A 22,076-nucleotide genomic window follows, 5' to 3' on the forward strand; every position below is an offset into this window, starting at 1 on the left:
CGTGAAGCGCCACCTCGTCTCCGCCGCCGATCTCACCCGCGACGACGCGCTGCTGATCCTGGACACCGCCGAGGAGCTGGCCCAGCTCTCCGGACGGGCCGTCAAGAAGCTGCCTACGCTCCGTGGTCGAACGGTCGTCAACCTCTTCTTCGAAGACTCCACCCGCACCAAGACCTCCTTCGAGGTCGCCGAGAAGCGGCTCTCCGCCGACGTCATCAACTTCTCCGCCAAGGGCTCCTCGGTCTCCAAGGGCGAGAGCCTCAAGGACACCGCGCTGACCCTCCAGGCGATGGGCGCCGACGCGGTCGTCATCCGGCACCACGCCTCCGGCGCGCCGGCCCGGCTGGCCCAGTCCGACTGGCTGCACGGCAGCGTCATCAACGCCGGCGACGGCACCCACGAGCACCCCACCCAGGCGCTGCTCGACGCCTTCACCATGCGCCGCCACCTCAACGCCGGCCTCGGCCGCGACCTCGCCGGCCGGCGGGTGACCATCGTCGGCGACATCCTGCACAGCCGGGTGGCCCGCTCCAACGTCCACCTGCTCACCACCCTCGGCGCCCAGGTCACCTTCGTGGCCCCGCCGACGCTGCTGCCGATCGGCATCGAGAACTGGCCCTGCGAGGTCAGCTACGACCTGGAGAGCGTGCTCCCCAAGACGGACGCGCTGATGATGCTCCGGGTGCAGCGCGAGCGGATGAACGCCGCCTTCTTCCCGACCGAGCGCGAGTACAGCCGCCGCTACGGCCTGGACGGCAGCCGGATGGCGCAGCTGCCCGAGCACGCCATCGTGATGCACCCCGGCCCGATGGTCCGCGGCATGGAGATCACCGCCGAGGTCGCCGACTCGCCGCGCTGCACCGTGGTCGAGCAGGTCGCCAACGGCGTCTCCGTCCGGATGGCCGTCCTGTACCTGCTGCTCGGCGGCGCCACGCTCGCCGACGCCGCCCCCCGCACCGACTCCGTGGAGACCGCTCAGTGACCACCTACCTGATCCGCAACGCCCAGATCCTCGGCGGCGCCCCGCAGGACCTCCACCTCGCCGACGGCGTGGTCAAGGAGATCGGCACCGGCCTGGCGGTCGAGGCGGACATCGAGATCGACGCCTCCGGCCTGATCGTCCTGCCGGGCCTGGTCGACCTGCACACCCACCTGCGCGAGCCCGGCCGCGAGGACGCCGAGACGGTGCTCACCGGCACCCGGGCCGCCGCGATGGGCGGCTTCACCGCCGTGCACGCGATGGCCAACACCTTCCCGGTGGCCGACACCGCCGGCGTGGTCGAGCAGGTCTGGCGGCTCGGCCAGGAGTCCGGCTTCTGCGACGTGCGCCCGGTCGGCGCCGTCACCGTCGGCCTGGAGGGCAAGAAGCTCGCCGAGCTGGGCGCGATGCACGACTCGGCCGCCGAGGTGCGGGTCTTCTCCGACGACGGCAAGTGCGTCGACGACGCGGTGATCATGCGCCGGGCGCTGGAGTACGTGAAGGCCTTCGACGGGGTCGTCGCCCAGCACGCCCAGGAGCCCCGGCTCACCGAGGGCGCCCAGATGAACGAGGGCCAGGTCTCCGGCGAGCTCGGGCTGGGCGGCTGGCCGGCCGTCGCCGAGGAGGCGATCATCGCCCGCGACGTGCTGCTCGCCGCGCACGTCGGCTCGCGCCTGCACGTCTGCCACGTCTCGACGGCCGGCTCGGTGGAGATCATCCGCTGGGCCAAGGCCAAGGGCTGGAACGTCACCGCCGAGGTCACCCCGCACCACCTGCTGCTCACCGACGAGCTGGTCCGCTCCTACGACCCGGTGTACAAGGTGAACCCGCCGCTGCGCACCGCGGCCGACGTCCAGGCGCTGCGCAAGGCGCTCGCGGACGGCACCATCGACGCCGTCGCGACGGACCACGCGCCGCACCCGTCCGAGGACAAGGACTGCGAGTGGGCCGTGGCCGCGATGGGCATGGTCGGCCTGGAGACGGCGCTCTCGGTGGTGCAGCAGACCATGGTCGACACGGGCCTGCTGAACTGGGAGGGAGTCGCGGACCGGATGTCGCACCGACCGGCCCGGATCGGTCGCCTCACCGGCCACGGACGACCCGTCTCGGTCGGTGAGCCCGCCAACCTGGTGCTGTTCGATCCCGCGTACCGTGGTGCCGTGAACCCCGACAGCTTCGCCACCCGCAGTCGCAACACCCCCTACCGTGGCCTCGACCTGCCCGGCCGGGTGCACGCCACCTTCCTGCGCGGCACCGCCACGGTGCTCGCCGGCGAGCTGGTCGAGCAGGGCGGGCTCGCGTGAGCGCCTTCACCGGGCTCGCCCAGGAGCAGGCCAGGGTCACCGACTGGCCCGGGTACATCGGCTGGGCCATCGGCCTGCTGCTGGTGATCGGGCTGGTCTACTGGCTGATGCGCCAGGGCTGGAACTGGCGGCGCACCCTGCAGTCCGGCATCCCGCCGCTGCCCGCCGTGCCGGCCCGGGCCGGCCGGACCATCCTGGAGACCAGCGGCCGGTACCACGGCACCACCACCGCCGGGAACTGGCTGGACCGGGTCGTCGCGCACGGCCTGGGCACCCGCAGCCGGGCCGACCTGACCCTCGGCGCGGACGGCCTGCTGGTGCAGCGCCCCGGCGACGTCGACTTCTGGATCCCGGCCGAGCAGCTGACCGGGGCGCGGACGGACTCCGGGATCGCCGGCAAGGTCGTGCCGTCCGGACTGCTCGTCGTCACCTGGACGCACGAGGGCACCGCGCTGGACTCCGGGTTCCGGGCCGACCACCCCGGCGAGCACGCCGCCTGGGTCGAGGCGATCGCCCACCTCGCAACACGTACGCAGACGAAGACGGAAGAGGCCGCTCAATGACCGCACCTGCCCCCACCACGCAGCGCCAACGGCGGGACCGCGTCCCCGCCGTGCTCGTCCTGGAGGACGGCCGGATCTTCCGTGGCCAGGCCTACGGCGCGATCGGCGAGACCTTCGGCGAGGCCGTCTTCAACACCGGCATGTCCGGCTACCAGGAGACCCTGACCGACCCGTCGTACCACCGCCAGGTGGTCGCGATGACCGCTCCGCAGATCGGCAACACCGGCTGGAACGACGAGGACGACGAGTCCGGCCGGATCTGGGTCGCCGGCTACATCGTGCGCGACCCCGCCCGGGTGACGTCCAACTGGCGCTCGCGCCGCCCGCTCGACGAGGAGCTCGTCAACCAGGGCGTCGTCGGCATAAGCGGCATCGACACCCGCGCCCTCACCCGCCACCTGCGCGAGCGCGGCGCGATGCGCTGCGGCATCTTCTCCGGCCCGGCGCTGGCGGACGACGCCGCGCTGCTGGCCCGGGTGCAGCAGTCGCCCGAGATGAAGGGCGCCGACCTCTGCCCCGAGGTCGCCACCACCGAGCCGTACGTGGTGCCCGCCGTCGGCGAGAAGAAGTTCACCGTCGCCGCGCTGGACCTCGGCATCAAGGCGATGACCCCGCAGCGGATGGCCGAGCGCGGCATCGAGGTGCACGTGCTGCCGGCGAACTCCACGCTGGAGGACATCTACGCCGTCGACCCGGACGGCGTCTTCTTCTCCAACGGCCCGGGCGACCCGGCCACCGCCGACCACCAGGTCGCCGTGGCGCAGGGCGTGCTGGAGCGCCGGACCCCGTTCTTCGGGATCTGCTTCGGCAACCAGATCCTCGGCCGGGCGCTGGGCTTCGGCACCTACAAGCTCAAGTACGGCCACCGCGGCATCAACCAGCCGGTGCAGGACCGCACCACCGGCAAGGTCGAGGTGACCGCGCACAACCACGGCTTCGCCGTGAACGCGCCGCTGGACAAGGTGAGCGACACGCCGTTCGGCCGGGTCGAGGTCTCCCACGTCTGCCTCAACGACGATGTGGTCGAGGGCCTCCAGGCGCTGGACGTGCCCGCCTTCAGCGTGCAGTACCACCCGGAGGCGGCGGCCGGCCCGCACGACGCGGCGTACCTCTTCGACCGGTTCGTCGAGCTCATGCGAGGCGACGACAACGACAGTGTTGAGCTCATGGAGGGCCAGCGTGCCTAAGCGCACCGACATCAAGTCCGTCCTGGTCATCGGCTCCGGCCCGATCGTCATCGGCCAGGCCGCGGAGTTCGACTACTCGGGCACGCAGGCCTGCCGGGTGCTCAAGGCCGAGGGCCTGCGGGTCATCCTGGTCAACTCCAACCCGGCCACGATCATGACCGACCCGGAGATCGCCGACGCCACCTACGTCGAGCCGATCACCCCGGAGTTCGTCGAGAAGATCATCGCCAAGGAGCGCCCGGACGCCCTGCTGCCGACCCTGGGCGGGCAGACCGCGCTCAACACGGCGATCGCGCTGGACGCCAACGGCGTGCTGGCCAAGTACAACGTGGAGCTGATCGGCGCCAAGGTCGACTCGATCCACAAGGGCGAGGACCGCGAGCTCTTCAAGGGCGTCGTCGAGGCCGTCAACGCCAAGATCGGCCACGGCGAGTCCGCCCGCTCGGTGATCTGCCACACCATGGACGACGTGCTGGCCGGCGTCGACACGCTCGGCGGCTACCCGGTCGTGGTCCGCCCCTCCTTCACCATGGGCGGCGCCGGCTCGGGCTTCGCGCACAACGAGGAGGACCTGCGCCGCATCGCCGGCCAGGGCCTGACCCTCTCGCCGACCACCGAGGTGCTCCTGGAGGAGTCCATCCTCGGCTGGAAGGAGTACGAGCTGGAGCTGATGCGCGACAAGAACGACAACGTCGTGGTCGTCTGCTCGATCGAGAACTTCGACCCGATGGGCGTGCACACCGGTGACTCGATCACCGTCGCCCCGGCGATGACGCTGACCGACCGCGAGTACCAGATCCTGCGCGACATCGGCATCGCCGTCATCCGAGAGGTCGGCGTCGACACCGGCGGCTGCAACATCCAGTTCGCGGTCGACCCCGCGGACGGCCGGGTCATCGTCATCGAGATGAACCCGCGCGTCTCGCGCTCCTCGGCGCTGGCCTCGAAGGCGACCGGCTTCCCGATCGCCAAGATCGCGGCGAAGCTCGCCGTCGGCTACACCCTGGACGAGATCCCCAACGACATCACCGAGCAGACGCCGGCGTCGTTCGAGCCGACCCTCGACTACGTCGTGGTGAAGGTCCCGCGGTTCGCGTTCGAGAAGTTCCCGAGCGCCGACGCCACGCTGACCACCACCATGAAGTCGGTCGGCGAGGCCATGGCCATGGGCCGCAACTTCCCCGAGGCGCTCAACAAGGCGCTCCGCTCGCTGGAGAAGAAGGGCTCCCAGTTCACCTGGGCCGGCCCGGTCGGTGACAAGACCGCGCTGCTGGAGAAGGCCGTGGTCCCCACCGACGGCCGGATCAACACCGTCATGGAGGCCATCCGGGCCGGCGCCACCGCGGAGGAGGTGTTCGAGTACACCAAGATCGACCCGTGGTTCGTCGACCAGCTCTTCCTGCTGGACGAGATCGCCGACGAGCTGGCCGAGGCCGCCGAGCTCACCCCCGAGCTGCTGCGCCACGCCAAGCGGCACGGCTTCTCCGACCTGCAGATCGGTGAGATCCGCGGCCTGCGGACCGACGTGGTCCGCGAGGTCCGGCACGCGCTCGGCATCCGCCCGGTGTTCAAGACCGTCGACACCTGCGCCGCCGAGTTCGCCGCCAAGACCCCGTACTTCTACTCGTCCTACGACGAGGAGAACGAGGTCGCCCCGCGCACCAAGCCCGCGGTGATCATCCTCGGCTCGGGCCCGAACCGCATCGGCCAGGGCATCGAGTTCGACTACTCGTGCGTCCACGCCTCCTTCGCGCTGGCCGACGCCGGGTACGAGACCGTGATGGTCAACTGCAACCCGGAGACCGTCTCCACCGACTACGACACCTCCGACCGGCTCTACTTCGAGCCGCTCACCCTGGAGGACGTGCTGGAGATCGTCCACGCCGAGCAGCAGGCCGGACCGCTCGCGGGCGTGATCGTCCAGCTCGGCGGCCAGACCCCGCTCGGCCTGGCCCAGGCGCTCAAGGACAACGGCGTGCCGATCGTCGGCACCCAGCCCGAGGCGATCGACCTCGCCGAGGAGCGCGGCGCCTTCGGCCGCGTGCTGCGCGACGCCGGCCTGCCCGCCCCCAAGCACGGCACCGCCTTCTCCTTCGAGGAGGCCAAGGCGATCGCTGACGAGATCGGCTACCCCGTGCTGGCCCGCCCGTCCTACGTGCTCGGCGGCCGCGGCATGGAGATCGTCTACGACGAGGCCTCGCTCGCCTCCTACCTGGAGCGGCACGCCGGTCTGATCTCCGAGCACCCGGTGCTGATCGACCGCTTCCTCGACGACGCGGTGGAGATCGACGTCGACGCGCTCTACGACGGCACCGAGCTCTACCTCGGCGGCGTCATGGAGCACATCGAGGAGGCCGGCATCCACTCCGGCGACTCCGCCTGCGCGCTGCCCCCGATCACCCTCGGCGGCTACGACATCAAGCGGCTGCGCACCTCCACCGAGGCGATCGCCCGCGGCGTCGGCGTCCGCGGCCTGATCAACATCCAGTTCGCCCTCTCCGGCGACATCCTGTACGTGCTGGAGGCCAACCCCCGCGCCTCCCGCACCGTGCCGTTCACCTCCAAGGCCACGGCGGTGCCGCTGGCCAAGGCCGCCGCCCGGATCTCGCTCGGCGCCACCGTCGCCGAGCTGCGCGCCGAGGGCCTGCTCCCGGCCGAGGGCGACGGCGGCACCCTGCCCGCCGACTGCCCGATCTCCGTCAAGGAGGCCGTGATGCCGTGGAGCCGCTTCCGCGACATCTACGGCCGCGGCGTGGACACCGTGCTCGGCCCGGAGATGCGCTCCACCGGCGAGGTCATGGGCATCGACAAGGTCTTCGGCACGGCGTACGCCAAGTCGCAGGCCGGTGCCTACGGCGCGCTGCCGACCAAGGGCAAGGTCTTCGTCTCCGTCGCCAACCGGGACAAGCGCAACCTGGTCTTCCCGGCCCGCGCGCTGGTCGGCCTCGGGTTCGAGCTGCTCGCCACCGCCGGCACCGCCGAGGTGCTGCAGCGCGGCGGCATCCCCGCCACCGTGGTGCGCAAGCACAGCGAGGGCGAGGGCCCGAACGGCGAGCGGACCATCGTCCAGCTGATCCACGACGGTGAGGTCGACCTCATCATCAACACGCCGTACGGCACCGGCGGCCGTCTCGACGGCTACGAGATCCGCACCGCCGCCGTCGCCCGTTCGGTGCCCTGCCTGACCACCGTCCAGGCGATGGGCGCCGCCGTCCAGGGCATCGACGCGCTGCTGCGCGACGAGGTCGGGGTGATGTCGCTCCAGGAGCACGCCCAGCTGATCAACGCCGGCCGCGCGAAGTAGCACCACCGCAGTGGGGGGCACCGACCGCCGGGTGCCCCCCACTGCCATGCCCACCCGTCGCCCGCCGCCGCCCCTCGCCCGACGGGCCGCGCCCGATCCTCTGTTGGGACCCGCTGTGTACAAGCTCCTGTTCGACCTCGTCTTCAAGAAGATGGACCCCGAGAAGGCCCACCACCTGGCCTTCTTCTGGGTCCGGCTGGCCTCCTCGGTGCCCGGCCTGCGCACCCTCGTCCGGCTGGTGCTCGCCCCGCGCGACCGGGCGCTGCGCACCACCGCCCTCGGCCTCGACCTGCCCGGCCCGTTCGGCCTGGCGGCCGGCTTCGACAAGAACGGCGTCGGCATCGACGGCCTGTCGATGCTCGGCTTCGACTACGTCGAGATCGGCACCGTCACCGGTGAGCCGCAGCCGGGCAACCCGGCGCCGCGGCTGTTCCGCCTGGTCGAGGACCGGGCGCTGATCAACCGGATGGGCTTCAACAACCAGGGCTCGGCCCGGGTCGCCGCCCGGCTGGCCGCACGCCCGCACACCAGCTCCACACCGGTCGTCGGCGTCAACATCGGCAAGACCAAGGTGGTCGAGGAGGCCGACGCGATCGCCGACTACGTGAAGTCCACCGAGCGGCTCGCCCAGTACGCCGACTACCTGGTGGTCAACGTCAGCTCGCCGAACACCCCGGGCCTGCGCAACCTCCAGGCCGTCTCGCACCTCGGCCCGCTGCTGGCCGCCGTCCGCGAGGCCGCCGACCGCTCCACCGCGCACCACGTGCCGCTGCTGGTCAAGATCGCCCCCGACCTGGCCGACGAGGACGTCGACGCGGTCGCCGACCTCGCCCTGGAGCTGGGCCTGGACGGCATCATCGCCACCAACACCACGATCGGCCGCGAGGGCCTGCGCGCGAGCGCCGCCCGGATCGAGGAGATCGGCATGGGCGGCCTCTCCGGCGCCCCGCTCAAGGCCCGCGCGCTGGAGGTGCTGCAGCGCCTGCGCGCCCGGACCGAGGGCCGGCTGGTCCTGGTCTCGGTCGGCGGCATCGAGACCGCCGAGGACGCCTGGCAGCGCATCGTGCACGGCGCCGACCTGGTCCAGGGCTACAGCGCCTTCATCTACCAGGGCCCGTTCTGGTGCCGGCGCATCCACCAGGGCCTCTCCGCCCGCGTCCGGGCCGGCGGCTTCCGCGACCTGGCGGCCGCCGTCGGCAGCGCCAAGGCCTCCTGACCCCCGCCGGACCCCCTCACCCCCGTGCTACGCCCTGGAAGGACGTCATGACCCTCGCCCCCTTCGGTGCCCGCCTGCGGCACGCCCTCGACACCCGCGGCCAGCTCTGCGTGGGCATCGACCCGCACGCCTCCCTGCTCGCCGCCTGGGGGCTGGAGGACTCCGTGGCGGGCCTGGAGACCTTCAGCCGCACCGTGGTCGAGGCCCTGGCCGACCGGGTGGCCGTGCTCAAGCCCCAGGCCGCCTTCTTCGAGCGGTTCGGCTCCCGGGGCGTCGCGGTGCTGGAGCGGTCCGTCGAGGAGGCCCGGGCGGCCGGCGCGCTCGTCCTGATGGACGCCAAGCGCGGCGACATCGGCTCCACCATGGCCGCGTACGCGGAGGCCTTCCTGGCGCCCGGCAGCCCGCTCTTCTCGGACGCCGTCACCGTCAGCCCGTACCTGGGCTTCGGCTCGCTGCGGCCGGCGCTCGACCTGGCGGCGGCAGGCGGCACCGGGGTGTTCGCGCTGGCCCTCACCTCCAACCCGGAGGGCGCCGAGGTGCAGCGCGCGACCGGCGCGGACGGCGAGCCGGTGGCGGCCGCGGTGCTGCGGCAGCTGGCCGCCGAGAACGCCGGCGCGGAGCCGCTCGGCTCGTTCGGCGCGGTGGTCGGTGCGACGCTGGCCGACGCGGGCGTCGACCTGGCGATCAACGGCCCGCTGCTGGCCCCGGGGATCGGCGCCCAGGGCGCCACGATGGCGGACCTGCCGCGGGTGTTCGGCGCCTCGGTGCGCAACGTGGTGCCGAGCGTCAGCCGCGACGTCCTGCGGCACGGCCCGTCGCCGGCGGCCCTGCGGGAGGCGGCGGACCGCTTCGTCCAGGAGTACGCGGACGCGGTGAAGTAGCGGGCGCCGCAGCGCTTTCGGGGGCACCCGAAGCGTCGCCGCGGAGGTGGCGTGATGTGCCGCGATGGCGTGACGGGGTGGCGCGGGGTCTCACGACTTGACGTGAGCGCCGTCACATCGGTGGTGCCAAAGGTCCGCAATCGCGGTCATTTTGCCCGGGAAAGTCCTGGTCGGCCTTGGCTGACCAGGACTTTTCGTGTTCTTTTCCTGACGTGGCGCCGCAATCCGGGTAGTGTCCGGCGATAGGTCATCGAAGAGCGGCGATTCCCGTTGCTCTCGCAGGTCAGAGCCGTGAGGTTCCCCTGCGGCCGGTGTCCTGGGAACCAAACCAGTCATAGCTCAATCCCTTCCTTCCACACCCTGAGGTGAACGGCGTGGCTCTTCCGCCCCTTACCCCTGAACAGCGCACCGCCGCGCTCGCCAAGGCCGCCGAGGCTCGCCGGGAGCGCGCCGAGGTCAAGAATCGGCTCAAGCACTCCGGCGCCTCCCTGCACGAGGTGATCAAGGCCGGCAAGGCCGACAACGACGTGATCGGCAAGATGAAGGTCTCCGCGCTCCTGGAGTCCCTCCCCGGCGTGGGCAAGGTCCGCGCCAAGCAGATCATGGAGCGCCTCGGCATCAGCGAGAGCCGTCGTGTCCGTGGCCTCGGCACGAACCAGATCGCCTCCCTGGAGCGGGAGTTCGGCGGCGGTGCCGCCTGACCGTGCCCCCGTGGTCCCGGGAGCGTCCGCGATCCGGGATAATCGGTGCATGAGTGAGCGTCCGCGGCTGACCGTGCTCTCCGGCCCCTCGGGGGTCGGCAAGAGCACGGTCGTCGCTCATATGAGGAAGCAGCACCCCGAAGTCTGGCTCTCGGTGTCGGCGACGACCCGCCACCCGAGGCCCGGCGAGCAGCACGGGGTCCAGTACCACTTCGTCGACAACGACGAGTTCGACAAGCTGATCGCCAACGGTGAGCTGCTGGAGTGGGCCGTGTTCGCGGGCAACCGCTACGGCACCCCGCGCCAGGCCGTACTGGAGAAGCTGGAAGCCGGCGTGCCGGTCCTGCTGGAGATCGACCTGCAGGGCGCCCGTCAGGTGCGCGAGTCGATGCCCGAGGCGCAGCTGGTCTTCCTGGCTCCGCCGAGCTGGGAGGAGCTGGTCCGCCGGCTCACCGGCCGGGGCACCGAGCCGCAGGACGTCATCGAGAAGCGGCTGGAGGCGGCCAAGGTCGAGCTGGCCGCCGAGACGGAGTTCGACACGAGCCTTGTCAACACCTCGGTCGAGCAGGTAGCGGCCGAACTGCTAGCCTTGCTCGGTGTAGTCTGACCTGTCTGTCTTTTCCACCTTTCGGAAGGTTTTCGCGTGTCCTCTTCCATGACCGCGCCCGAGGGCATCATCAACCCGCCGATCGACGAGCTGCTTGAGGCCACCGACTCCAAGTACAGCCTCGTGATCTACGCCGCCAAGCGCGCGCGTCAGATCAACGCGTACTACTCGCAGCTCGGTGAGGGCCTGCTGGAGTACGTCGGCCCGCTGGTGGACACCCACGTGCACGAGAAGCCGCTGTCGATCGCGCTGCGCGAGATCAACGCCGGCATGCTCACCGCCGAGGCGGTCGAGGCGGCCTGAGCCGGTCTCCCTGTCTGTTCTGTCGAAGGGCCCGTCGGATCCGTTCCGGCGGGCCCTTCGGCGTGCCCGGGGGCGGTGCGGGGTGCACCGTGCCGCCGGCCGGCGGGGGGTCGTAGGGTGAGCACGTCCCGAGCGAGGAGAGAGTGGGAAGCATGAGCGCGAGCACGGACCGGTCGGACGCACCGCGCGTCGTCCTCGGTGTCAGCGGCGGCATCGCCGCCTACAAGGCGTGCGAGGTGCTGCGGCGGTTCACCGAATCCGGCCACCAGGTGACCGTGGTGCCCACCGAGGCCGCGCTGCACTTCGTCGGCGAGGCCACCTGGGCCGCGCTCTCCGGCCGTCCCGCCGCCACCGAGACCTGGGAGCGGGTCCACGAGGTGCCGCACGTGCGGATCGGGCAGAGCGCCGACCTCGTCGTGGTCGCCCCCGCGACCGCCGACCTGATGGCCAAGGCGGCCCACGGCCTCGCCGACGACCTGCTCACCAACACCCTGCTGACCGCGCGCTGCCCGGTGGTCCTGGCGCCGGCGATGCACACCGAGATGTGGGAGCACCCGGCGACCCGGGAGAACGTGGCCACGCTGCGCCGCCGGGGCGTCGTGGTGCTGGAGCCCGCCGTCGGGCGGCTGACCGGCAAGGACACCGGCAAGGGGCGGCTGCCCGAGCCGTCCGCGATCTTCGACGCCTGCCGGGCGCTGCTGCGCCGGGGCGCGGCCGCGGCCGACCTGGCCGGCCGGCACGTGGTGGTCTCGGCCGGCGGTACCCGTGAGCCGCTGGACCCGGTGCGCTACCTCGGCAACCGGTCCTCCGGCAAGCAGGGCTACGCGCTGGCCGCGACCGCCGCGGCGCGCGGCGCCCGGGTGACGTTGCTCTCGGCCAACGCGGAGCTGCCCGACCCGGCCGGGGTCGACGTGGTGCACGTCTCGACCGCGCTGGAGCTGCGGGAGGCCGCGACGAAGGCGGCGGCGGACGCCGACGCGGTGGTGATGGCCGCCGCGGTGGCCGACTTCCGCCCGGCGGAGTACGCCAGCGGCAAGATCAAGAAGGTCGAGGGGGTCGAGCCGGCCCCGGTCGCGCTGGTCCGCAACCCGGACATCCTGGCCGAGCTCTCCGCCCACCGGCCCCGTTCGGGTCAACTGGTGGTGGGTTTCGCGGCGGAGACCGACGACGTGCTGGCGAACGGGCGCGCGAAGCTCGCCCGCAAGGGCTGCGACCTGCTGGTGGTGAACGAGGTCGGCAACGGCAAGGCCTTCGGCACGGACGTCAACGAGGCCGTGATTCTGGGCTCGGACGGCAGTGAGACGGGGGTGCCGGTGGGGCCGAAGGAGGCGCTCGCCGACGTGGTCTGGGACCTGGTCGCGAAGCGGTGGCAACCGGTCGCCGAGTGATCTCAAGAGGTGAGCAACCGGTCTCCTTTTCCGGAATCGAGTCCCGATAGCCGGTAGCTGACCGTTACACTCCAGGAATCAAGTCTTTCCGGATGTCCCCGGTCCGCCGGGGGCCTTCAGTCAGCAGCCGCTGCAACCCCAGGGAGCGCTGTGTCTCGCCGCCTGTTCACCTCGGAATCCGTGACCGAGGGACACCCCGACAAGATCGCTGACCAGATCAGCGACACCATCCTTGACGCTCTCCTGCGAGAGGACCCGACGTCCCGGGTCGCCGTGGAGACGCTCATCACCACCGGCCAGGTGCACGTGGCCGGCGAGGTGACCACCAAGGCTTACGCGCCGATCGCGCAGCTCGTCCGGGACAAGATCCTGGAGATCGGCTACGACAGCTCCAAGAAGGGCTTCGACGGCGCCTCCTGCGGCGTCTCGGTGTCCATCGGTGCCCAGTCGCCCGACATCGCACAGGGTGTCGACACGGCGTACGAGGCCCGGGTGGAGGGTGACGAGGACGACCTGGACAAGCAGGGCGCCGGTGACCAGGGCCTGATGTTCGGCTACGCGTCCGACGAGACGCCCGAGCTCATGCCGCTGCCGATCACCCTGGCGCACCGCCTCTCGCGTCGCCTCTCCGAGGTCCGCAAGAACGGGACGATCCCGTACCTGCGCCCCGACGGCAAGACCCAGGTCACCATCGAGTACGACGGCGACAAGGCCGTCCGCCTCGACACCGTGGTCGTCTCCTCGCAGCACGCGAGCGACATCGACCTCGACTCGCTGCTCACCCCGGACATCCGCGAGTTCGTCGTGGAGCCGGAGCTCAAGGCGCTCGCCGAGCAGGGCATCAAGCTGGTGACCGAGGGCTACCGCCTGCTGGTCAACCCGACCGGGCGCTTCGAGATCGGCGGCCCGATGGGCGACGCCGGCCTCACCGGCCGCAAGATCATCATCGACACCTACGGCGGCTTCGCCCGGCACGGCGGCGGCGCCTTCTCCGGCAAGGACCCGTCCAAGGTGGACCGCTCGGCCGCCTACGCGATGCGCTGGGTGGCGAAGAACATCGTCGCCGCCGGCCTCGCCAGCCGCGCCGAGGTGCAGGTCGCGTACGCGATCGGCAAGGCCGAGCCGGTCGGCCTCTTCGTGGAGACCTTCGGCACCGAGACCGTGCCGGTGCTCACCATCCAGAAGGCCGTCACCGACGTGTTCGACCTTCGCCCGGCCGCGATCATCCGCGACCTGGACCTGCTCCGCCCGATCTACTCGCAGACCGCCGCGTACGGCCACTTCGGCCGTGAGCTGCCGGACTTCACCTGGGAGCGGACCGACCGGGTCGAGCAGCTGAAGAAGGCCGTACAGGACTGACCCGCGGTCGGCCCGACCGATCGGACCGCAGGCGGCGGCCGCCCCGACACGGGGGCGGCCGCCGCCTGCGGCGTTCCCCGGTCGGGGGCCGGTGCGGGCGTCATGTCGGTGTGACCTGGTAGTACTGGGAGCGATGAGCAGCACGCAGGGGAGTGACGAGGCAGGGGCGGCGCCGGAGCAGCTTGCCTTCATCCGGGAGACGGTCCGCCGGGCCAAGCCCCGGACCTGGCACGGCGCCAAGCGGGCCGAGCACCTGCCGGTGGCCCGGGTGGTGGTCGACAAGGGCGTCCTGACCATCGACAAGTTCTTCGACTACGAGGTGCCCGCCGCGATGGCGGAGGACGCCCGGCCCGGCGTCCGGGTGCGGGTGCGTTTCGGGGCGCGGGTGGTGAAGGGCCAGCGCGAGGGCGGGGAGCTGCACGACGGGTTCATCGTCGAGCGGCTGGAGAAGAGCGACTTCCCCGGTCCGCTGGCGCCGCTCGCCCAGGTGCTCTCGCCCGAACCGGTCCTCACCCCGCAGCTGCTCCGGCTCTGCCGCACCGTCGCCGACCGGTACGCCGGCACCCTGGCGGACGTCCTCCAGCTGGCCGTACCGCCCCGGCACGCCAAGGCCGAGGCCGAGCCCTCGCCGCCGCCCGGCCCGCTGCCCGGGGCACCGCAGCCCGGCGGCTGGTCCCGCTACCCCGCCGGGCCCGACTTCCTCGCCGCGCTGGCCGCCGGCGGCCAGCCGCGCGCGGTCTGGACGGCGCTGCCCGGTCCCGGCTGGCCCTACGAGATCGCCCGGGCGGTCGCCGCCACGCTGGCGAGCGGGCGGGGCGCGCTGGTCGTGCTGCCGGAGGGCCGGTCGGTGGCGCGGGTCGACCAGGCACTGACCGAGCTGCTGGGCGAGGGCATGCACGCGACCCTGGCGGCCGACCTCGGCCCCCGCGAGCGCTACCGGCGCTGGCTCACGGTGAGCCGCGGCTCGGTGCGCGCCGCCATCGGCACCCGCGCCGCCATGTTCGCGCCGGTGCACGACCTGGGGCTGGTGGTCGTCTGGTCGGACGGCGACAGCAGCCACAGCGATCCGCGCAGCCCGCACCCGCACGTGCGGGAGGTCGCGCTGCTGCGCGCGGCGGAGGAGGGCGCCGGTGTCCTGCTCGGCGGGCACGCCGTCACGGTCGAGGGCGCGCAGCTGGTCAGCACCGGCTGGGCCCGGCCGCTGGTGGCCGACCGGGAGACCGTCCGCCAGGTGGCGCCGAGGGTCCGTACCGTCACCGACCAGGACCAGCACCGGGACGCCGCCGCCCAGGCCGCCCGGCTGCCCTCGGTGGCCTGGGAGGTGGCCCGGGAGGCCCTGGCGAGCGGCGGCCCCGTGCTCATCCAGGTACCGCGCCGCGGCTACGTGCCCCGGCTGTCCTGCGGGAACTGCCGCACGCCCGCGCGCTGCCGCCGCTGCGAGGGCCCGCTGGAGGCCTCGGCCGCCGACGCGCCGCTGCACTGCGGGTGGTGCGGGGAGGGCGCGGCCGACTGGCACTGCCAGGAGTGCGGCTCGTTCCGGCTGCGGGCCCAGGTGATCGGCGCCCGGCGCACGGCGGAGGAGCTGGGCAAGGCGTTCCCGCGCATCCCGGTCCGGACCTCCGGACGGGACGCGGTGCTGGCGACCGTCCCGGCCGAGCCCGCCCTGGTGATCTCCACCCCGGGCGCCGAGCCGGTGGTGGAGGGCGGCAGCGGCTACGCGGCCGCCCTGCTGCTGGACGGCTGGGCACTGCTCGGCCGCCCGGACCTGCGGGCCGGCGAGGAGACGCTGCGGCTCTGGCTGACCGCCGCCGCGCTGGTGAAGCCGTCGACGGAGGGCGGCGCGGTGGTCGTGGTGGCCGAGCCGACCGCGCGGCCGGTGCAGGCGCTGGTCCGCTGGGACCCGCTCGGCCACGCCGGGATGGAGCTGGAGGAGCGGGCGCAGCTGCACTTCCCCCCGGTGTCGCGGATGGCCTCGGTCAGTGGCAGTCCGGCGGCGGTGGCGGATCTGCTCGGGCTGATCCGGCTGCCCTCCGAGGCGGATGTGCTGGGGCCGGTGCCGGCGCCCGCGCTGCGGGGGGAGGAGCAGGAGCGTGCGCTGTTGCGGGTGCCGCCCGGGCAGGGCGCGGCGCTGGCGACGGCGCTGAAGGCGGCGCAGATCGCGCGGATCGCGCTGCGGACGCCGGAGGCGGTGAAGGTGCGGATCGATCCGACGGACATCGGGTGAGGTCCGGGGGGCGGTCGGGTGGTCCGGAGGGTGTGGGCCGGGGTCTCGGGTGGCTTCGGCGGGTGTGGGCCGGTGGTTCGGGTGGTGTCGGGCCGGGGTGTCGGGTGGTTTCGGTGGGCGTCGGCCGGGCGGGGCCCGTGCGGTTCGGCGTGATCGGCCGGACCGCACGGGCTGCCGTCGGGCTCAGCCGCGCAGGGGGATGCCGGGGCGGTCCAGGGCGCCCCGGTCGTGGGTAGGGCGGTCGTGCGCCGCCGCGCGCTCCAGTACGGCCCGGTCGAGGGCGCTGCGGTCCAGGCCGCCCTGGCGGGCCGCCGGGACGGTCGCGGCCAGTCCGGTCGGGGCGGGTGCGGCGGCCGGCAGCTCCTCGGAGCGGTCCGGCCGGGTCGGACCGGGCACCCCCGGGACGCCGCCGGCCGGCACCCCGCCGGCCGCCAGCAGCTCGCTGGTCGGCCGGCGCATCCCGTAGCGCCGGTGCACCGCCTGCTTGGTGACCCCGAGGGCCGAGCCCACCGAGTCCCAGGAGAAACCCAGCGCGCGGTCGAACTCGACCGCCGCCGCGACCAGCGTCTCCACGCTCTCGCGCAGCTCCTGCGCCAGCCGCACCGTCGGCGCGGGCGCCCGCCCGTACACCACGAACCCGGCCGAGGTACTGGGGCGGCGCGGACGGTAGACGTTGCCCAGCTGGGCGGTGAGCGTCCGCAGCGCGTCGACCTGCCGCCGGACCCGCTCGATGTCCCGCACCAGCAGGTGCAGGCTCGCCCGCGCCCGGGCGTCGTGATTGATCTGCTCGGCCATGGCCTACGTGCCACCTTCCGTACGGTTCAGCTCGGCCGGAACGTGATGTCCCGCGCGTTCCGGCCCCGGTCAATCTCACTTGACCAACGCCGGACCGCCCGCCGGGGTCACGCAGCCGGGCCGACTCGGGATATGCCAGAACACGGTGCCGGGAGCCGAAGGCCTGCGCGGGAGCGGTACGGAGGGGCGGGCGGTGCCGCGATCCGATTGCATAGACTTGGCCGGTGGTCGGCCCGTCGGGCGGTCGTGGGCGGGTCGGTGACCGGTCCGTGGTCCGGACTCCCCGGGGCCCGTCCGTGGCACGCCGAACGCCCGAAACCCGAACGCCGAAGTCCCGCACCTCCCGCACCTCCCGCACTCCTCAACTCCCCGACGGACAGGAGCCCGTACGCCGTGGCGATCCAGCCGATCCGCATCTTCGGTGACCCCGTCCTGCGGGCCACCGCCCAGCCGGTGACCACCTTCGACAAGGAACTGCGCAACCTCGTCCGGGATCTCACCGAGACCATGCTCGACGCCCCCGGCGCCGGTCTGGCAGCTCCCCAACTCGGCGTCTCCCTGCGGGTGTTCACCTATCACGTGGACGGCGTCACCGGTCACCTGATCAACCCCGACCTGTCGCTGACCGAGGAGGAGCAGGACGGCCCCGAGGGCTGCCTCTCGCTGCCCGGCCTGCGCTACGACACCAGGCGCGCGTACGGCGTGGTCGCCAAGGGCTTCACCATGTACGGCGATCCGGTCACGGTCGAGGGCACCGAGCTGCTCGCCCGCTGCATCCAGCACGAGACCGACCACCTCGACGGCATCATCTTCATCGACCGCCTCGACCGTGAGCGGCGCAAGGAAGCGCTGAAGGCGATCCGCGAGGCGGACTGGGGCGAGGGCCCCGCGCCCGTCGTCCGGGTCTCCCCGCACAGCACCTTCGGCTCCGCGCGCTGACCACCACCCCGGTTGCCGCTCCTACGGAATTCCCGCTACCAGAAAGGCCCTTGATGCGCCTCGTGTTCGCCGGCACCCCCGAGGTCGCCGTTCCCGCCCTGGACGCCCTGCTCGCCTCCGACCGGCACGAGGTCGTCGCGGTGGTCACCCGCCCCGACGCCCCCGCCGGACGCGGGCGCAAGCTGGTCGCCAGCCCCGTCGCCCAGCGCGCCGAGGAGGCCGGGATCGAGGTCCTCAAGCCGGTGAAGCCCAGCGACCCGGAGTTCATCGCCCGCCTCACCGAACTCGCCCCCGACTGCTGCCCGGTGGTCGCGTACGGCGCGCTACTGCGCCCCGGCGCGCTGGAGATCCCCAAGCACGGCTGGGTCAACCTGCACTTCTCGCTGCTCCCGGCCTGGCGCGGCGCCGCCCCCGTGCAGCACGCGGTGCTGGCCGGCGACGAGGTCACCGGCGCGTCCACCTTCCTGATCGAGCAGGGCCTGGACTCCGGTCCGGTCTACGGCGTCATCACCGAGGAGATCCGCCCGGCCGACACCAGCGGCGAGCTGCTCGACCGGCTCGCGCACTCCGGCGCCCGGCTGCTCGCCGCCACCATGGACGGGATCGCCGACGGCTCGCTGCACGCCGTCCCGCAGCCCGCCGAGGGCATCACGCTCGCGCCGAAGCTCACCGTCGAGGACGCCCGGATCGACTGGGCCCACCCCGCCCTGCGGATCGACCGCGTGGTCCGCGGCTGCGCCCCCGCCCCCGGCGCCTGGACGCTGTTCCGCGGTGAGCGGCTCAAGGTCTCCGGCCCGGTGAAGCTGGTGGCGGACGCCTCCGCGCTCGCCCCCGGGGAGCTGGCCGTCGGCAAGAACAGCATCCGGGTCGGCACCGGCAGCCACGAGATCGAGCTGGGCGAGGTGCAGCCGCAGGGCAAGAAGCCGATGCGCGCGGCCGACTGGGCCCGGGGGGCGCGGATCGAGTCCGGCGAGCGCTTCGAGGACGCCGCGCGCCCGTAGGACGGCGCTTCCGCCGGACAGCGCTTTCGCAGGACAGCGTTTCCATGCCGGATGCCGTGTCGCCGGATGCCGTGCCGCCGGTCCCGCCTCGCCCGGGCGGGGCGGGACCGGCGCGGGAGCGGTGCGGCGCCGGTCCGGGGCCCGGCACGGGCCGGGGCCGGGGTGTACCTTCGGACGAGTCTCCCCGGGCGACGAGTCTCCCCGGACCATGGGGAATACTGTTCGTTCGATAACCACCGCAGCACTTTGAGGCACCTTTTGAGCACTCCCAGCGCCGGCCGCGCGCCCCGTCCGCACCGTCGTCCCAAGAAGGACCCGGCGCGCATCGTCGCGTTCCGCGCCCTGCGGGCCGTCGACGAGCGCGACGCCTACGCCAACCTGATCCTGCCGTCCCTCCTGCGCGAAGCCGAGCAGAAGGGCATGGACCGGCGCGACGCCGCCCTCGCCACCGAGCTGGTCTACGGCACGCTGCGCCTCCAGGGCACCTACGACGCCGTCATCGCCGCCTGCATCGACCGGCCGCTCAGCAAGGTCGATCCGCCGGTCCTGGACGTCCTGTCGCTCGGCGCCCACCAGCTGCTCACCACCCGCATCCCCAGCCACGCCGCCGTCTCGGCGACCGTCGAGCTGGCCCGGGTGGTCCTGGGCGACGGCAAGGCCAAGTTCGTCAACGCCGTCCTGCGCCGGATCAGCGCCCACGACCTGGACGCCTGGATCGCCAAGGTCGCCCCGCCGTACGAGAAGGACGCCGAGGACCACCTCGCCGTCGTCCACTCGCACCCCCGCTGGGTGGTCGCCGCCCTCTGGGACTCGCTCGGCCGCTGGCAGCCCGACGCCTCCGACCGCACCGCGATCGAGGAGCTGCTGCGCGCCGACAACGAGCGCCCCGAGGTCACCCTGGTCGCCCGCCCCGGCCGGATCGCCGTCGCCGACCTCGCCGAGGCGCTGCCCGAGGCCGAGCCCGGCCGCTGGTCCCCGTTCGCGCTCCGGCTCGCCGAGGGCGGCGACCCGGGCGCGCTCCCGGCCGTCCAGGAGAACCGCGCCGGCGTCCAGGACGAGGGCAGCCAGCTGGTCGCGCTCGCCCTGGCCGCCGCGCCGCTCGACGGCCCGGACCGGGTCTGGCTGGACGGCTGCGCCGGCCCCGGCGGCAAGGCCGCGATGCTCGCCGCCCTGGCCGCCCAGCGCGGCGCCGCCCTGGTGGCCAGTGAGAAGCAGCCGCACCGGGCCCGGCTGGTGGCCCGCACGCTGGAGGGCAACCCCGGCCCGTACACCGTGATCGCCGCCGACGGCACCCGCCCCGCGTGGCGCGCCGACAGCTTCGACCGGGTGCTCGTGGACGTCCCCTGCTCCGGCCTCGGCGCGCTGCGCCGCCGCCCCGAGGCGCGCTGGCGCCGCCGGCCGGCGGACGTCGCCGCCTTCGGCCCGCTCCAGCGCGACCTGCTGCGCGGCGCCATCGACGCCACCCGGATCGGCGGCGTCGTCGGCTACGCGACCTGCTCGCCGCACCTCGCCGAGACCCGGGCCGTGGTGAACGACGTGCTGCGCGAGCAGGGCGGCCGGGTCGAGTGGATCGACGCCCGCCCGCTGCTGCCCGGTGTGCCGTCGCTGGGCGAGGGCCCGGACGTCCAGCTCTGGCCGCACCTGCACGGCACCGACGCGATGTACCTGGCGCTGCTGCGCCGGACGGCGTAGCCGGGAGGCGGGGCAAGGAGGGCCGGTCGCGGGTGCGGCCGGCCCTCCGGCGTCTGCCGGGGGCCGGTTCGTCAGGGCGTCGCGAGTGCGGCGAGGAGTGCGGCGGCCTGGTGGCGGAGCCGGTCGAGCGGGAGGTCGTCGCAGTACAGGTCCGCACCGGGAACGCTGAAGGAGCCGAACCGGTGCACCGCTTGGTAGGCGAGGTACGGGCGGTGGCCGGCGCGGAGGTCCAGGCCGCACGCGAGGGTGGCGAAGTGGCCCTGGTCGCCCTCGCTGTCGGGGGCGGCGAGGTACCACTCGGCCTCGAACGGCTCGGGGCCGGACGGCAGCTCCACGAGGGCTCGGGCCAGCGCGCGGACGTCGTCGGCCGTGTCGAACAGCAGCGACTCGGACACGTACGGGGAGGCCGCGAGCAACTCCCATCCGGCAGGGGTGCGGTGGACGGCGAGCGTGGAGGTGCCCTCGGCGGACGTCCAGTGGCAGAGCAGTGGCGGGTCGGTCAGGTCCATCCGGTCCGTCCGGTCTACTCGGTCCATCGGGGGCCTCCGGGGCGGGGCGGTGCGGCGCGGGTGAGGACGGCGGTGCCGTGGGCGCCGGGTGCGCCGGTCAGGAAGGGGCCCGACTGGGGCAGCAGGTCGGCGATCCCGGTGCCCAACAGATGGGACGACCCGGTCATGATCCGCTCAGGCGGACGGCGGCGGGTCGGTGGTCAGGGGGCGGTCGGTGAGGCCGGTGCCGCCGAGGCGGGTGGTCAGGCCGGCGAACAGGGCGATGTCGTCCGGGCTCCAGGAGGGTGCGGCGAACAGCTCGTCGGCGACGCGTTCGGCGGTGGCGCGGATGTCCCGGAGCAGGGTGCGGCCGGTGTCGGTGAGCGCCGCGTAGGCGACCCGGGCGTCCCGGGCGTCCGGCTCGCGGGTCACCAGGCCGATGCGCTCCAGCGGGGCGAGCCCCCGGGTGACGCCGGAGGCGGTGAGGCCGAGCGCCTCGGCGAGGTCCACCCGGCGCATCCGGCCGCCGGGCGCCTGGCCCAGCCGGAGCAGCAGGGTGAAATCGGCCAGGCTGACCCCGTGCAGGCCGCTCAGGCTCGCGTCGAACCGCCGTACCAGGGCCGCCTGCGCCCGGACCAGGCGCAGGGCCGCGTCCAATGTGGAACTCATTGCCACCTCCTTGACTGCTCAAGTATAGCTGCGGACTGAGCCGTCGAGGAGGTGGCGGAGCGGGGGGTGCGGGACCGTGCGGGGTGGGATCAGGCGGTGCGGGCGGCTCGGCGCTGGCGCTTGCCCACGGCGGCCTGGGAGAGGTCCTCGGCCTGCGACCGGAGGTTCTTGTAGCCGTAGCCGTGTTCGTCGAGCCAGGCCTTCGCCGCCCCCTCGGCCCGGTCGGCGGCCTCCAGGATGTCCTCCTCCGCCTCGCCCGAGTCCAGGAAGCGGAAGGTGAAGGCGGGGCGCGAGGCGAGGTCGTAGCTGAGGTGCCCCTCGGGCGTGAACGACGCGTACAGCACGTCGTGTTCGGCCGCGCGGGCGAGGAGTTCGGCGTGCTGGTCGGCGTCGAGGCCGTCGAAGGAGCCGCGGACGGTGACGCGGAAGGTGCGAGTGGTCATCCCTCGACCCTAGCCATCGGGGCCGGTCCGGTT

At 73.2% G+C, this 22,076-nt stretch carries 21 protein-coding genes; 16 read left to right on the forward strand and 5 right to left on the reverse strand.

Annotated features, from left to right (window positions below):
- The first annotated feature begins 1 nt into the window (after position 1).
- From ACZ4UX_RS35235 to ACZ4UX_RS35295, 13 genes are all read left to right on the forward strand, one after another.
- Positions 2-982: an aspartate carbamoyltransferase catalytic subunit gene (locus ACZ4UX_RS35235; protein ID WP_329486778.1), complete on the forward strand. Its 981-nt coding sequence runs from the start codon at positions 2-4 to the stop codon at positions 980-982.
- Positions 979-2,283, forward strand: a complete 1,305-nt coding sequence (locus ACZ4UX_RS35240; RefSeq protein ID WP_329486777.1) for a dihydroorotase — start codon at positions 979-981, stop codon at positions 2,281-2,283. The genes ACZ4UX_RS35235 and ACZ4UX_RS35240 overlap by 4 nt, the downstream gene beginning before the upstream one ends.
- Positions 2,280-2,846 (forward strand): PH-like domain-containing protein, encoded by a 567-nt coding sequence (locus ACZ4UX_RS35245; RefSeq protein ID WP_329486776.1) that lies wholly within the window; start codon positions 2,280-2,282, stop codon positions 2,844-2,846. The genes ACZ4UX_RS35240 and ACZ4UX_RS35245 overlap by 4 nt, the downstream gene beginning before the upstream one ends.
- Positions 2,843-4,033, forward strand: coding sequence for a glutamine-hydrolyzing carbamoyl-phosphate synthase small subunit (gene carA, locus ACZ4UX_RS35250; RefSeq protein ID WP_465709614.1), 1,191 nt, complete (start codon positions 2,843-2,845; stop codon positions 4,031-4,033). The genes ACZ4UX_RS35245 and carA overlap by 4 nt, the downstream gene beginning before the upstream one ends.
- Positions 4,026-7,337: a carbamoyl-phosphate synthase large subunit gene (carB, locus tag ACZ4UX_RS35255; RefSeq protein WP_329486774.1), complete on the forward strand. Its 3,312-nt coding sequence runs from the start codon at positions 4,026-4,028 to the stop codon at positions 7,335-7,337. The genes carA and carB overlap by 8 nt, the downstream gene beginning before the upstream one ends.
- A gap of 115 nt (positions 7,338-7,452) precedes the next feature.
- Positions 7,453-8,553: a quinone-dependent dihydroorotate dehydrogenase gene (locus ACZ4UX_RS35260; protein ID WP_465709615.1), complete on the forward strand. Its 1,101-nt coding sequence runs from the start codon at positions 7,453-7,455 to the stop codon at positions 8,551-8,553.
- A 47-nt stretch (positions 8,554-8,600) separates the two neighbouring features.
- A complete protein-coding gene (pyrF, locus tag ACZ4UX_RS35265; RefSeq protein ID WP_465709616.1) occupies positions 8,601-9,434 on the forward strand; it encodes an orotidine-5'-phosphate decarboxylase in 834 nt (277 codons plus the stop codon).
- Between the two features lie 374 nt (positions 9,435-9,808).
- Positions 9,809-10,135, forward strand: a complete 327-nt coding sequence (gene mihF / locus ACZ4UX_RS35270; protein ID WP_030056187.1) for an integration host factor, actinobacterial type — start codon at positions 9,809-9,811, stop codon at positions 10,133-10,135.
- A 49-nt stretch (positions 10,136-10,184) separates the two neighbouring features.
- Complete coding sequence (gene gmk, locus ACZ4UX_RS35275) at positions 10,185-10,742, forward strand: guanylate kinase (protein ID WP_352290776.1); 558 nt, start codon at positions 10,185-10,187, stop codon at positions 10,740-10,742.
- Between the two features lie 36 nt (positions 10,743-10,778).
- On the forward strand, positions 10,779-11,045 hold the full coding sequence (gene rpoZ, locus ACZ4UX_RS35280; protein WP_030056185.1) for a DNA-directed RNA polymerase subunit omega: 267 nt from the start codon (positions 10,779-10,781) through the stop codon (positions 11,043-11,045).
- Positions 11,046-11,197: 152 nt separating this feature from the next.
- Positions 11,198-12,433 (forward strand): bifunctional phosphopantothenoylcysteine decarboxylase/phosphopantothenate--cysteine ligase CoaBC, encoded by a 1,236-nt coding sequence (gene coaBC, locus ACZ4UX_RS35285; protein WP_352290777.1) that lies wholly within the window; start codon positions 11,198-11,200, stop codon positions 12,431-12,433.
- A 150-nt stretch (positions 12,434-12,583) separates the two neighbouring features.
- Positions 12,584-13,792, forward strand: coding sequence for a methionine adenosyltransferase (gene metK, locus ACZ4UX_RS35290; protein WP_329486768.1), 1,209 nt, complete (start codon positions 12,584-12,586; stop codon positions 13,790-13,792).
- Between the two features lie 133 nt (positions 13,793-13,925).
- The gene (locus tag ACZ4UX_RS35295; protein ID WP_465709617.1) at positions 13,926-16,016 is read left to right on the forward strand and encodes a primosomal protein N'; all 2,091 of its coding nucleotides are present in this window, start codon (positions 13,926-13,928) and stop codon (positions 16,014-16,016) included.
- A 183-nt stretch (positions 16,017-16,199) separates the two neighbouring features.
- Here ACZ4UX_RS35295 and ACZ4UX_RS35300 read toward each other — a convergent pair whose 3' ends face one another.
- On the reverse strand, positions 16,200-16,811 hold the full coding sequence (locus tag ACZ4UX_RS35300; RefSeq protein ID WP_329486766.1) for a hypothetical protein: 612 nt from the start codon (positions 16,809-16,811) through the stop codon (positions 16,200-16,202).
- A gap of 393 nt (positions 16,812-17,204) precedes the next feature.
- On the opposite strand from ACZ4UX_RS35300, the gene def reads away from it, so the two are divergent.
- The 3 genes from def (at position 17,205) to ACZ4UX_RS35315 (ending at position 20,443) form a co-directional block, all read left to right on the forward strand.
- A complete protein-coding gene (gene def, locus ACZ4UX_RS35305; RefSeq protein WP_352290778.1) occupies positions 17,205-17,750 on the forward strand; it encodes a peptide deformylase in 546 nt (181 codons plus the stop codon).
- Positions 17,751-17,803: 53 nt separating this feature from the next.
- Entirely contained in the window at positions 17,804-18,751 is a 948-nt protein-coding gene (fmt, locus tag ACZ4UX_RS35310) for a methionyl-tRNA formyltransferase (protein ID WP_465709618.1), read from the forward strand.
- A gap of 258 nt (positions 18,752-19,009) precedes the next feature.
- Complete coding sequence (locus tag ACZ4UX_RS35315) at positions 19,010-20,443, forward strand: RsmB/NOP family class I SAM-dependent RNA methyltransferase (protein WP_329486763.1); 1,434 nt, start codon at positions 19,010-19,012, stop codon at positions 20,441-20,443.
- A 71-nt stretch (positions 20,444-20,514) separates the two neighbouring features.
- Here ACZ4UX_RS35315 and ACZ4UX_RS35320 read toward each other — a convergent pair whose 3' ends face one another.
- The 4 genes from ACZ4UX_RS35320 to ACZ4UX_RS35335 form a co-directional block, all read right to left on the reverse strand.
- Positions 20,515-20,979, reverse strand: a complete 465-nt coding sequence (locus ACZ4UX_RS35320; RefSeq protein WP_380382588.1) for a hypothetical protein — start codon at positions 20,977-20,979, stop codon at positions 20,515-20,517.
- Complete coding sequence (locus ACZ4UX_RS35325) at positions 20,967-21,119, reverse strand: hypothetical protein (RefSeq protein WP_465709619.1); 153 nt, start codon at positions 21,117-21,119, stop codon at positions 20,967-20,969. The genes ACZ4UX_RS35320 and ACZ4UX_RS35325 overlap by 13 nt, the downstream gene beginning before the upstream one ends.
- Before the next feature lie 7 nt (positions 21,120-21,126).
- Positions 21,127-21,600, reverse strand: coding sequence for a MarR family winged helix-turn-helix transcriptional regulator (locus tag ACZ4UX_RS35330; protein WP_329486761.1), 474 nt, complete (start codon positions 21,598-21,600; stop codon positions 21,127-21,129).
- Positions 21,601-21,689: 89 nt separating this feature from the next.
- Positions 21,690-22,043, reverse strand: a complete 354-nt coding sequence (locus ACZ4UX_RS35335; protein ID WP_359809638.1) for a DUF6204 family protein — start codon at positions 22,041-22,043, stop codon at positions 21,690-21,692.
- Between the last annotated feature and the right edge of the window lie 33 nt (positions 22,044-22,076).

Source organism: Kitasatospora sp. NPDC028961 (assembly GCF_055564815.1).